The 11,252-nt window shown below is 71.2% G+C and carries 14 protein-coding genes and 1 pseudogene; 9 read left to right on the top strand and 6 right to left on the bottom strand.

Annotation, left to right across the window (positions count from 1 at the left end):
- Positions 1-27 precede the first annotated feature (27 nt).
- Positions 28-459 (top strand): VOC family protein, encoded by a 432-nt coding sequence (locus tag OHO83_RS41065; protein ID WP_266666525.1) that lies wholly within the window; start codon positions 28-30, stop codon positions 457-459.
- A 5-nt stretch (positions 460-464) separates the two neighbouring features.
- Here the strand turns inward: OHO83_RS41065 and OHO83_RS41070 are convergent, their stop codons facing one another.
- A complete protein-coding gene (locus tag OHO83_RS41070) occupies positions 465-740 on the bottom strand; it encodes a hypothetical protein (RefSeq protein WP_266666523.1) in 276 nt (91 codons plus the stop codon).
- 137 nt (positions 741-877) lie between these two features.
- Positions 878-1,021 (bottom strand): 50S ribosomal protein bL37, encoded by a 144-nt coding sequence (locus OHO83_RS41075; protein WP_159032477.1) that lies wholly within the window; start codon positions 1,019-1,021, stop codon positions 878-880.
- Between the two features lie 203 nt (positions 1,022-1,224).
- Here OHO83_RS41075 and OHO83_RS41080 point away from each other — a divergent pair, with 203 nt between their 5' ends.
- Both OHO83_RS41080 and OHO83_RS41085 read left to right on the top strand, forming a co-directional pair.
- The gene (locus tag OHO83_RS41080) at positions 1,225-1,794 is read left to right on the top strand and encodes a TetR/AcrR family transcriptional regulator (RefSeq protein WP_266676086.1); all 570 of its coding nucleotides are present in this window, start codon (positions 1,225-1,227) and stop codon (positions 1,792-1,794) included.
- An 85-nt stretch (positions 1,795-1,879) separates the two neighbouring features.
- Entirely contained in the window at positions 1,880-3,073 is a 1,194-nt protein-coding gene (locus OHO83_RS41085) for a GDSL-type esterase/lipase family protein (RefSeq protein WP_266666521.1), read from the top strand.
- Positions 3,074-3,102: 29 nt separating this feature from the next.
- Here OHO83_RS41085 and OHO83_RS41090 read toward each other — a convergent pair whose 3' ends face one another.
- On the bottom strand, positions 3,103-4,284 hold the full coding sequence (locus OHO83_RS41090) for an MFS transporter (RefSeq protein ID WP_266666519.1): 1,182 nt from the start codon (positions 4,282-4,284) through the stop codon (positions 3,103-3,105).
- Between the two features lie 280 nt (positions 4,285-4,564).
- Here OHO83_RS41090 and OHO83_RS41095 point away from each other — a divergent pair, with 280 nt between their 5' ends.
- The 3 genes from OHO83_RS41095 to OHO83_RS41105 all read left to right on the top strand — a co-directional run bounded on the left by OHO83_RS41095 (position 4,565) and on the right by OHO83_RS41105 (position 7,661).
- Entirely contained in the window at positions 4,565-5,458 is an 894-nt protein-coding gene (locus tag OHO83_RS41095) for a LysR family transcriptional regulator (protein ID WP_329436764.1), read from the top strand.
- Between the two features lie 62 nt (positions 5,459-5,520).
- The gene (locus OHO83_RS41100; protein ID WP_266666517.1) at positions 5,521-5,721 is read left to right on the top strand and encodes a hypothetical protein; all 201 of its coding nucleotides are present in this window, start codon (positions 5,521-5,523) and stop codon (positions 5,719-5,721) included.
- A 308-nt stretch (positions 5,722-6,029) separates the two neighbouring features.
- Entirely contained in the window at positions 6,030-7,661 is a 1,632-nt protein-coding gene (locus OHO83_RS41105; protein ID WP_266666515.1) for a PucR family transcriptional regulator, read from the top strand.
- On the opposite strand, the gene OHO83_RS41110 is transcribed toward OHO83_RS41105, so the two are convergent.
- Together OHO83_RS41110 and OHO83_RS41115 are read right to left on the bottom strand one after the other, a co-directional pair.
- Positions 7,615-8,013: a TOBE domain-containing protein gene (locus OHO83_RS41110; protein ID WP_266666513.1), complete on the bottom strand. Its 399-nt coding sequence runs from the start codon at positions 8,011-8,013 to the stop codon at positions 7,615-7,617. The two genes, OHO83_RS41105 and OHO83_RS41110, sit on opposite strands and share 47 nt — an antisense overlap.
- A 49-nt stretch (positions 8,014-8,062) precedes the next feature.
- On the bottom strand, positions 8,063-8,665 hold the full coding sequence (locus tag OHO83_RS41115) for a helix-turn-helix domain-containing protein (RefSeq protein ID WP_266676082.1): 603 nt from the start codon (positions 8,663-8,665) through the stop codon (positions 8,063-8,065).
- Positions 8,666-8,787: 122 nt separating this feature from the next.
- On the opposite strand from OHO83_RS41115, the gene OHO83_RS41120 reads away from it, so the two are divergent.
- From OHO83_RS41120 to OHO83_RS41130, 3 genes and pseudogenes are all read left to right on the top strand, one after another.
- Positions 8,788-9,750 carry a class I SAM-dependent methyltransferase gene (locus OHO83_RS41120; RefSeq protein WP_266666511.1) on the top strand — a complete coding sequence of 321 codons (963 nt, stop codon included), beginning with the start codon at positions 8,788-8,790 and terminating at the stop codon, positions 9,748-9,750.
- A 130-nt stretch (positions 9,751-9,880) separates the two neighbouring features.
- Positions 9,881-10,063 carry a hypothetical protein gene (locus OHO83_RS41125; protein ID WP_133305482.1) on the top strand — a complete coding sequence of 61 codons (183 nt, stop codon included), beginning with the start codon at positions 9,881-9,883 and terminating at the stop codon, positions 10,061-10,063.
- A gap of 256 nt (positions 10,064-10,319) precedes the next feature.
- Positions 10,320-10,655 (top strand): annotated as a pseudogene (locus tag OHO83_RS41130) (GNAT family N-acetyltransferase); the annotation flags it as partial.
- Positions 10,656-10,690: 35 nt separating this feature from the next.
- On the opposite strand, the gene OHO83_RS41135 reads toward OHO83_RS41130, so the two are convergent.
- Positions 10,691-10,981 (bottom strand): hypothetical protein, encoded by a 291-nt coding sequence (locus OHO83_RS41135; RefSeq protein ID WP_266666509.1) that lies wholly within the window; start codon positions 10,979-10,981, stop codon positions 10,691-10,693.
- Positions 10,982-11,252 lie beyond the last annotated feature (271 nt).

Here is an 11,252-nt window from a genome sequence, read left to right on the forward strand (position 1 = left end):
AGTCTCCCGAAAGGAGACCGGCCCCTCATGACCGAACTCGACTCGCCGATCCCGCGGTTCCACCTGGCCATGCCCGTGGACGACCTGGCCGCCGCCCGGCACTTCTACGGTGAGGTGCTCGGCCTTGAGCAGGGCCGCAGCGCCGACACATGGGTGGACTGGAATCTCCACGGCCACCAGTTCGTCACCCACCTCGCGCCCACCCGCGCCCAGCACGTCCACAACCCTGTCGACGGACACGACGTGCCCGTACCGCACTTCGGCCTGATCCTCGCGATCCCCGCGTTCCAGGAACTCGCCGAGCGGCTCCGCGCCGCGGACACGAAGTTCGTCATCGAGCCCTACGTCCGCTTCGCGGGCGAGCCCGGCGAACAGTGGACGATGTTCCTGCTCGACCCGGCGGGCAACGCTCTGGAGTTCAAGGCGTTCGCCGACGACTCGCAGGTCTTCGCCACGTGAGAGCGCTATGCGCCTGAGCCGTCACCCGCCTTCGCCTTCACCTCCGCCTCGACGTCGTTCCTGGCGAGGCCCTGGGCCTTGGCGTACTCGGTGACGGCCTCCTGGACATCGCGGGCCAGGTCGCGCCACGCCCGCCAGGCCGTCTCGTACGTCTGGGTCTGGGACTCGCTCCGAGGCTCGAGCCCGGGCGGTCCGTAGCCGTCCCGCAGTCGCAGGACCTCGTGATGTGCCGCGTTCGCGGCCTGCTGTCTCTCTACGAGTTCGTCGAAGGTGTGTGCCACGCAGCGGATCCTAGGTCGCCATGGAGGCGATCCCGGTCAGCGCTCGCGCGGGTGACACGAATGCCGGAGGGGTGTGAGCGAAACGGGTCAGGGGCGGCGCCGTCCGGCGCCGCCCCTGACCCATCCGGCGAGGGCCCTCAGGACTGGGGGCGCTTGCCGTGGTTCGCGGCGTGCTTGCGGCGGGCCTTCTTCTTGCGGCGTCGCTTCGAGGACATTGCTACCTCCCAGGTGTCGCTGTTCTTCGGTCCTGCCTGGATGAGCGGACCCACCCAGACGATCATCCGGCCGCCTACCCAAGGGCGCGACCGTTAATGACGTGGCCCATGCCACCACTCCCGCCCCCGATCGGCCGGGCGGCGCGCCGCTGCGGCGATCCGGGCTGCGGGCGGCCCTCTTCCCCACCCGCGTACCCTAAGGTGTACACGAATTTGCCTAAAGATATTAGGCAACTGCATAATCGCTATCGTTGATTGGGGTGAACGCAATGGTGCGAGTGGGGCTGACCAGGGAACGCCTGATCCGGGCGGGCGCCGAGCTGGCCGACGAGGTCGGGTTCGACAAGGTGACCGTCTCGGCGCTCGCGAGACAGTTCGACGTCAAGGTCGCGAGCCTGTACTCGCACCTGAGGAACTCCCAGGAACTCAAGACCGGGATCGCGCTGCTCGCCCTGGAGGAACTCGCCGACCGGGGAGCGGCGGCGCTCGCCGGGCGTGCGGGCAAGGACGCCCTCGCCGCCTTCGCGAACGTCTACCGCGACTACGCCAGGGAACACCCCGGTCGCTACGCGGCGGCCCAGCTGCGGCTCGACCCGCAGACGGCGGCCGCCAGCGCCGGCGTCCGGCATGCGCAGATGACGCGCGCGATCCTGCGGGGATACGACCTCACCGAACCGGACCAGACCCACGCGGTCCGGCTCCTGGGCAGCGTCTTCCACGGCTACGTGAGCCTGGAGATGCAGGGAGGGTTCAGCCACAGCGCACCCGACTCGCAGGAGAGCTGGTCGCGGATCCTCGACTCCCTCGACGCCACGCTGCGGAACTGGCCCACACCCTGACCGCGGCCCCGCGCCGACCGCGGACGCGTCGGCGACGGCGGAACGATTCCAGCCACTCAGGCATATTGATCAACAGGTTGAGGCAATGCACATGAACGACAACTGGACCACCACTCCCGTCACCGAGGACCTCGTGCGTGGCGCGTACGAGGTGGAGCGCACCGAGCGCGGCGTGCTCCCGCACCGGCTGCCCGCACGGGCCCGAGCACAGTGCCCCGACGCACAACTGGCCATGGCGGAGGCCCAGCCCTCCGGCGTACGGCTGGTGTTCCGTACCCGGGCCACCGTCATCGAGGTGGACGCGCTCCGCACCAAGATGGCCTTCAAGGGCGCTCCGTCCCGTCCCGACGGCGTGTACGACCTGCTGGTCGACGGCCGTCTGGCCGCGCAGGCCGGTGTCACCGGCGGCAACGTGCAGATGGTGGACATGACCACCGGCACCAGGGAGACCCGGCCCGGCCCCGTCGGTACCGTGCGGTTCACCGGGTTGCCGGACCGCATCAAGGACATCGAGATCTGGCTGCCGTACAACGAGATCACCGAGCTGGTCGTCCTGCGTACTGACGCCCCGGTCGAGTCCGCGCCGGACAGCGGGCGCAAGGTGTGGCTGCATCACGGCAGTTCGATCAGCCACGGTTCGGACGCCGCGAGCCCCAGCACGACCTGGCCGGCACTGGCCGCCTCCCTCGCCGGCGTGGAGCTGATGAACCTCGGTCTGGGCGGCAGTGCCCTGCTCGACCCGTTCACCGCGCGTGCCCTGCGGGACGCCCTCGCGGACCTGATCAGCGTCAAGATCGGCATCAACATCGTCAATGCCGACCTGATGCGCCTGCGCGCGTTCACTCCGGCGGTGCACGGCTTCCTCGACACGATCCGTGAGGGACACCCGACCGCACCGCTGCTCGTCGTGTCGCCGATCTACTGCGCCATCCACGAGGACACTCCGGGCCCCAGCGCCCCGGACTTCAGCAACCTCAGTGCGGGCAGGCTCCAGTTCACGGCCGTCGGTGACCCGGAGGAGCGGGCCGCGGGAAAGCTGACGCTCAACGTCATCCGGGACGAGCTGGCCCGCGTCGTGAAGCAGAGGGCCGCGGAGGATCCGCACCTGTACTACCTCGACGGCCGCGACCTCTACGGCGAGGCGGACTTCGCCGAGCTGCCGCTGCCCGACCAGCTTCATCCGGACGCCGCCACCCACCGGCGCATGGGTGACCGCTTCAACACCCTGGCCTTCGGCGAGGACGGGCCGCTCGCCCTCCCGGCGGGCGACCGTCCCTGAGGCTCATCCCCGCCGACGGGGGAGTGGCATCATCCCTGGCGTGCGGCGCCGAGCCTGCGTTCCGTCAGGCGCATCGCGACGCGTACCGCCGCGACCGCGCCGACGGACAGGGCGACGGCGAACCCCGTCATCGTCGCCTCGACGCTCGTGTGCCGGATGATCACGCTGAGCAGGATCGCCGGCAGTCCCATACCCAGGTAGGCGATCGTGAAGAAGACGGCGAGAACGCCCGCCCGTGACGCGGGCACCGCGAGGGCGCCGGCCCACCCGATGCCGCTCTTGAACAGCAGCCCGGCGCCCGCCCCGGCCACCGACACGGCGACCAGGAAGAGCGGCAGCGTGGGGAAGTAGAGAGACAGCGCGACCAGGCCGAGACCGAGCGGGAACACCACCGCGCCCGTCGCCGCGAGCCGGCGCGACGGCAGCGCCCCCAGGGCGAGCTGGCCGAGGGCCGAGGCGGCGAACATCAGCGTCGGGGCGAGGCCGCCCACGATGTGCGAGTCGATGCCCAGCTTCGTACGGATCACGATGGCGCCCAAGGCGCTGATGACGCCGAGCAGGGCGAACGCGAACGTGCCGAGGGCCGAGGCCGCGGCGAAGGCGGCTCCCGTTCCGTGGCGGAGCGCGAAGCGCGGCGGCCGGTCGTCGCCGGCTCCGGCGCGGGCCGTGCGGTCCACCGTCTCCGGCGTGGCCAGCACCAGGACCAGGCTGACCGACAGTGCGACCGCGAACGCGGCCTGAGTGGTCGTCAGCGGATGCGGTGCCCACTGCGCGATGAGCCCGGCCGTCAGCGGGCCGAGCGCGAGACCGCCGAGGTTGGCCGCGGCGGCCACCACACCGGGCACGGCGGAGCCGGGGCGGTCCGGGTGCTCCTGCTGGTACAGGTCATGCAGATACATGGTGGCCGTGGAGGCCATGAGGCCCACGCCGACGCCGTTGAGGAACCGGCCGACGAGCAGGCCGGGCAGCTCGGGCCACATCAGGTAGACCAGCGCGGCGACGATCGCGACGGCCAGCGCAGGGACGACGATGCGGCGCCGCCCCAGCCGGTCCGAGAGGTGGCCGAGAGTGAGGAACCCGGCGGTGGCGCCGACGATCATCATCGCGAACGCCACCGTGACGGTCGTCGTGCCGAACCCGTCACGGGCCTGGTACATCGGCCACAGCGGCGTGGGTTCCGTGCCGAACGCCATGAGAACGGTGAAGGCCACAGCCGCGAACCAGAAGCCGACACCATGGCCCACGGCCGGCCGTCGCCGGCGCCCCACAGGAGTGCCGTTCCCCGGCCGCCGAAGGGCGGCCGACGAAGGAGACGAGGCCACAGGCGGCGGGATGGGCGGGGCACTGGGAGCGGACACGAGCTTCCCCCTCTTTTGCTGACGGTCATCGGCGCCTTGCGCTGGTGCGCCGACGACCAGGGTGCGGTCCCAGGGGCATTACGTCCAACGATCTTCTTTGCTGGTCATCATCAGAAGCAGTGATGATGGACCCATGGAACTGCGCCACCTCGAATACTTCGTCGCGGTCGCCGAGGAGCTGAGCTTCACCGGAGCGGCCCGGCGCCTGCACGTCGTGCAGTCCGGCGTCTCGGCCACCATCCGTGACCTGGAGCGCGAGGTGGGGGCCGCACTGTTCGACCGTTCCCCGCAGCGGGTCGAGCTGACGGGCGCGGGCGCGGCGCTGCTCCCCGAGGCGCTGGCCACTCTCGACGCCGCCCGGGGAGCGCTCGACGCCGTACGGGCCAGCCGGGGAGTCGTGCGCGGCACCCTGCACATCGGATACCTCACCGCGGTCCGGCTGCTGGACCTGCCCAGCCTGCTCGAGTCCTTCCACACCGAGCATCCGGACGTGGCGCTGCGCCTGCGAGTGTCACCGAGCGGGTCCGCGGGACTCGCCCGGAGCCTGCTCGCCGGGCGTCTCGACCTCGCGATCCTCTCCCTGCCCGGCGCCCCCGGGAAGCCTCCGGCGGGGCTGACGCTGCGGCAGGTGGCCTCGGTGCCGATGGTCCTGGTCGTCCCGGCGGGCCACCGTCTCGCGGCGCGCGACGCCGTCTGCCTGGCCGATCTCGCCGACGAGCAGTTCATCGACTTCCCCGTCGGCTACGGCAACCGGGATCTGATCGACCGGGCCTTCGCCACCACCGGCATCGAGCGCCGTGTCGCTCTCGAAGTGACCGACATCAGCGCGGCCTCCGCCTTCGTCCGCCATCGCCTGGGCATCGCTTTCCTGCCCGAGTTCGCGGCGCCGCCCGACGAGGCGGGAGTGCGCGTACTGAACCTGCTGGACGCACCGCTGCGCTTCGACCTCCATGTCGCCACGGCCTCCGCCCGCCGGCCGAGCGCGGCACTGGAAGCGCTGCTTCGACATGTGGAGCGGCTCCTGTAGGCGACGGTGAGAGGGCCTGCGCCCTGTGATTAAGCTGAGCGCTCGCTGAGGGGGAGGGCGATGTGACAGCTGCACGAATGATCATTGTGGTGGCGGTGACCTGGGTTGCTCTGACGGTGCTGTTCCTGGCGCCGTCGGCCCTTCCCACCACGTGGCAGTACTACATCTACTCGCCTGCGAGCGTAGGTCTGTGGCTGCTCGCCATGCTGTTCGGACCCGTGATCACGGTCTTCCTGAAGTGGAACTGGATCAGGCACGGCTGACCAGCCCGACGGCATTTCAGGCGCGGAGCCGCCGACATTTCATCCGGAGGTCCTCCGCGACAGGAGGGACCGGGCGGGGCGTGCCTGTGTGCTCGGCGCGGACGTCGGCTGCACGCACCGCAGTCCGGACAACTGGTTCGCGGCACGGAATCTCCACCTCCCAGGGGCGGTTCCTTGGATGTTCAAACGAGGGTCATTTCGCTCCCGCACTCTGGCATTTACGATGCGATGACTCGCACTCGCCTGGTGAATGTGAGAAACGGGGTGCCGCTTTCCTGCGTCCCCGGGTACACAGGGAGTCAGAGCACATGCACATCGAACATCTCCTGAGGGACGAGTCACTCGGCCTGCGCCTGCTCTGGGCCGACGAACCGCACCTGCGGCAGGAGATCAGCGGCGTGACCGTCACCGACCTCGAGGACCCGGCCCGCTTCGTGCGGCCGGCCGAGGTCGTGCTCAGCGGCCTGGTGTGGTGGACGCAGCGGAGCGGGCGGGCCAAGGCGGACCGGTTCGTCTCCGCGCTGCGTACCGCCGGCGCGGCCGTGCTCCTCGCGGGGGAGGAGACGCACGGCGCCGTCCCGGACGACCTCGTCGAAGCGTGCCGCCGCCACGGACTCCCCGTCGCGGCGGTCCCGGCGCACATCATGTTCCGCGCCATCACGGACACGGTGTACCTCCAGCAGTGGGGCGAACTCAGCCGCCACCGCGCCCTGCCCGAGAACGTGCGCACCACGCTGAGCCGGCTCCTGGCAAAGGAGGCGGACCCGGCCGCGATCGTCGACGCCGCGTTCGCCCACCTCGACCGGCCGGTCGCCTACGTCCTCACACCCACGGGACGCACCGTGGCCGCCACCGCCGCCTCGGCAGATCTCCCGACGAGGGACGCCGCCGCCCTGATCGCGACAGGCACGGCCCCCGCACAGAGAAACAGCCACAACTCCTCGGGAATCAAAGCCGGCCCGGCGTTCGGCCGGGCGTCCGTCACCGTGCCCGTCCAGGCCGACGCCGAGACGGTCTCGCCCTACGAGCGCTGGCATCTGCACCTGCCCGACGCCGACGACGCCCCACCGCGCATGCTGCACGAGATCGCGGAGGTCCTCGGCCGCTGCCAGGAGATCCGTGCCTGCCGCCGGGCCGACGAGGACCGCGCGGTGCGCGCACTCGGCACGCTGCTCACCGCGCCCGACACCGACAAGGCCGTCCTCGAATCCGCGCTGCGCGCCTGCGGAATCCCCGACGAGGGCCCGTACCGCGTGGTCGTCGCCGAAGTCGGCTCCGGGCGTGAGGTCTCGGCGCAGGGCGCGCTGACCGAGGCGGCCGCTCATGTCCCCCACACCGGCGCCGCCGCGGGCCGGCTCCCTGACGGCACCGCGTTCGCCGTCATCGCAGGGGCGGACGCCGTGAGCGAAGCGCTGGCCGACGTATGGCCGTTGCTCGCGGCCGGCGAGCCGTCCGACCCGCTGCACGCGGGCGTCGCCTCCCCGGCCGCCGCGCCCGGGGACCTCAACGGCGCGCTGTCCGAGGCCCGTTACGCCCTGACCTCGGCCCGCACCACCACGCCCGGCGCCTCGCGGCTCACCGACGCGGCCTCGCTCACCGGCCTGGAAACACTGCTCACCGGCGTACCCGTCGAGGTGCGCGCCGCGTTCAGCCGCACCGTGCTGGGCCCCTTGCTCGACGAGACCAACGCGTCCGCGTCCGCGCTGCTGCAGACCCTGGAGACCTTCCTCGCCTGCGACGGCTCATGGGCGCGTACGGCGGAGGTGCTGCACCTGCACGTCAACACCGTCCACTACCGGATCCAGCGCATCGAGCACTTCACCGGCCGTGACCTCTCCCGGCTCTACGACCGCGCCGACCTCTGGGCCGCGCTGCTGAGCCGCGAGACCCCGGCTAGGAACGGTCGATGTGCACACTCGTCGACTTCACGCGAGCGGTGACGGTGACCCCGACGGCCAGGCCCAACTCCTCGACGGCCTCGCGCGTCACCATCGACACCATCCGGTGCGGCCCGGCCTGGATCTCCACCTGCGCCACGACGTCGTCGGCCTTCAGCGCCGTCACGATCCCGGTGAACGAGTTGCGCACCGACGTGCGCGGCGCCTCTGCCACGCCCCGATCGGCTTCCGCGGCCCGGCTCTTGGCGAACCGCGCGAGACCGACACCGTCGATCACACGGTTCCCCGTCCCGTCCCGTCCCATGGTCAGCCGGCCGCTGTCGGCCCACCGGCGCACGGTCTCCCCACTCACCCCGAGCAGGCGCGCGGCCTGGCCAATGCTGTACGACGACACATCGGAACCTTAGCCGTGCCCGGCGCCGGGCACTCCTGGGGGAGGCGGCTCACCGGTGGGGCTTGGCGCGGACGTGCATCCGTTCCCCCTGCCGCCCGAACAGGCTGAGGAGTTCGACGGGCCGGCCGTCCGCGCTGCTGAACCAGTGGGGGACCCGGGTGTCGAACTCGGCGGCCTCGCCCGGGCCGAGGACCAGATCGTGCTCGGCGAGCACGAGCCGCAGCCGGCCGTCCAGCACATACAGCCACTCGTAGCCCTCGTGCGTACGGAGATCCGGCTCGCAGCCGCGGTCGGCGATGACCATCTTGTACGCCTGAAGAGGGCCGGGCGACCGCGTCAGGGGGACGAACGTGCCGCCGCTCGGCATCGGGCGTGGCGTCAGCCGGACCCGGGGATCCCCCACCTCGGGAGCGCCGACCAGCTCGTCCAGGGGCACCCCGTACGCACCGGCCAGCGGCAGCAGCAGTTCGAGGCTCGGGCGGCGCTGTCCGGACTCGAGACGGGAAAGCGTGCTCTTGGAGATGCCGGTGACCTCCGAGAGCGCCGCCAGGGTGAGCCCGCGCCGGTCGCGCAGCCGTCTCAGCCGCGGGGCCACCTCGTCGAGGACGGCTTGATAGGGAGCCGGTTCCTCCGCGTCGTCCTTGTCGGCCATGCCGTCCATGCGGTCCGTGTCCTCCACGTCATCCACATCGTCCATGTGGGCATCTCACCCGGCTGTCCCGGAAATGGCAACACAGATTGCCGTTCACGAGCGACGGGTGCACGCTCCTGGCCATGAGCACACACAGCAATCCCGCGCAGAGCCACGGACACGAGAACGGGCATGGCCACCGCCACGGGCATGACCACGGTTCCGACAGCACCGAGATCGACTGGGAGGCCATGTCCGACACGCTGGAGAACAACGGCGATCTGCACCTCCCGGTCCTGCGGCAGACGGCGGCCCGGCTCGCTGAACTGCTCGGCCCGGACAAGGAGGTCCTCCGCATCCTCGACATCGGCAGCGGCCCCGGCGTGATGACCTGTGCCCTCGCCGAGGCCTTCCCGGACGCCGAAGTCGTCGCGGTGGACGGCGCGCCCGCACTCCTGGACCGCGCTCTGGCCCGAGCCGGGCGGCTCGGAGTCGGCGACAGGGTGTCGATCCGGCACGCGGAGCTGCCCGGCGACCTGGACGGCGGCGACGGGCACGCCGGCGGCGGTCTCGGCCAGGCCGATCTGATCTGGAGCAGCAAGGCCGTGCACCACATCGGCGATCAGCAGGGGGTGCTGGACGCGCTCACCGCCGCGCTGCGGCCCGGCGGCATGCTCGCGGTCGCCGAGGGCGGGCTGCCGATGCGCTGCCTCCCCCGCGACATCGGTATCGGCAAGCCGGGTTTCCAGGCGCGGCTCGACGCTCTGCAGGAGTACTGGTTCGAGCGGATGCGCTCCGAGCTGCCGGGCAGCACCAGCACGGTCGAGGACTGGCCCGCGATGCTCGGCGAGGCAGGACTCACGGACGTCGGCGGCTTCACGTACCTGCTCGACCTGCGGGCGCCCCTGGGTGAGACGGCCCGCACGTTTCTGCACAACCAACTGACCCGGCTGCGCGATGTGATGAGCGAGTCCCTGGACGCCGACGACCGCAAGACGCTCGACGTCCTGCTCGACGACACGGCACCGGAGGGCATCCTTCGGCGCCCCGACGCGTTCGTGCTCTCGGCCACCACCGTCTTCGCGGGGGTGCGCCGGGCGTCCTGACGGCCGGTGGGCGGGGTGCTCCGTCTGCGTGGAACGTGAGGGCTCGTTTGTGTGATGCGCCTGTGTGGCTGGCGTGATCCGCGTTCGCGGCTGTGCTTACCGTGGCCTCTCGTCGAGGGTTGGAGCGCGCATGCCCGAGCAGGAACTTGAAGTGGAGACGCGGCGGGAACCGTCCGTGCCGTTGGGTGTCGGGGTGCGGCGGGCCACGCTGGACGACGGTCGCGTGGTGACCATCGTGTGCGAGGCGGGGCTGCCGCAGAACGAGGTGAACGCCATCGCCGCCCGCGTCGCCGAGTCGAGCCTGAGGCGTTGATACGTCGACGTCGCGACGCCCCCGCTCAGCCGGCGCGGGGGCGTCGCGACGTGCCCCGAGCCGGCCGGGCCGGAATTCGGCTGGTGGCCGTGGGAGGTTCTCACGACCATGGAGTGGTGACGACGATCCGTGAGGCTTCCCCCGGTGACATCGACGCTGTGATCCGCCCGAGCGGCATGGTTCTGCGGCTGCACGCGCGACACCGGCCGGACCAGTTCGTCGCCGAGCCGTCGGGGCAGGGGCGGCGGAGCGATTCCGGGGCTGGTTGAGGGACGAGGCCGCGACCCTCCTGGTCGCCGAGTCGGACGACGGCGAAGTGGCGGGCTGGACGTTGTGCCGCGTCGAGAGACGGGAGGCATCCGTGCTCACCCTGCCCGCCGCGGTGGTCTCCATGGAGCATCTGGCCGTGGACCCCGCCGGAGTTCGGAGCGGGGTCGGTGCGGCGTTGGTGGACGCCGTCCGTGACGTGGGACGCCGAGCCGGATGCCGGCGCCTGGTCGCGGGCGTACGGGAGTTCAACGCCGCGGCACGGCCGTTCTACGAGGCCGTCGGGCTGCGGCCGATGCAGGTGCGGACGGACCAGCCGCTGTGACGCGTCCGCGGCGGGGGCAGGGCCGGTACCTCACGTCACCCGAGCAGGGCGGCGGGGCGGGACATGAGCCACCTCTGGACGGCGAGCGCGACGGTGCCGTCGAGGCCGCTGAGCGCGTCGATGGCCTCCATGTCATCGGGGTGGGGCGGGATCCCGGCGGTGGTGAGCGTGGCGTTCAGGCTGAGGCGGTGCCGGTCACGGGAGGTCAGGCACGGGTGGGCCGGCGGAGCGAGGTCCAGGCGCTGCGCCGGGTCGGGCAGCGGGAGCAGGAAGTCGGCGCCCGCGTCCAGGTCGGGGGTCGGCAGGACGGTGGCAGCAGAGTTCATGGCACTTCCTCACGACGGTCGGACTGTGTCGGTCTGTGTCGATCAGGAGGCCGCCGGGCCACCGGTTGGTTGCGTCCTGTCCGGCAGAGCACCCGAACGCCGTAATCACCGCACAAAGGCGGACATCAACTGCCTATCGGAGAAGGCGTCTTCACCTGCGCATTCGCCTGCGCCGCCATCGGTGATTCGGGCGATACAGCGCAAAGTGCGCGCACCTGTCGCATTGGCCAAAGGGTCCTGCCGCTCTTGTACCGATCCGACGTTGAGCGCG

It is taken from the genome of Streptomyces sp. NBC_00569 (assembly GCF_036345255.1).
GTDB lineage: Bacteria > Actinomycetota > Actinomycetes > Streptomycetales > Streptomycetaceae > Streptomyces.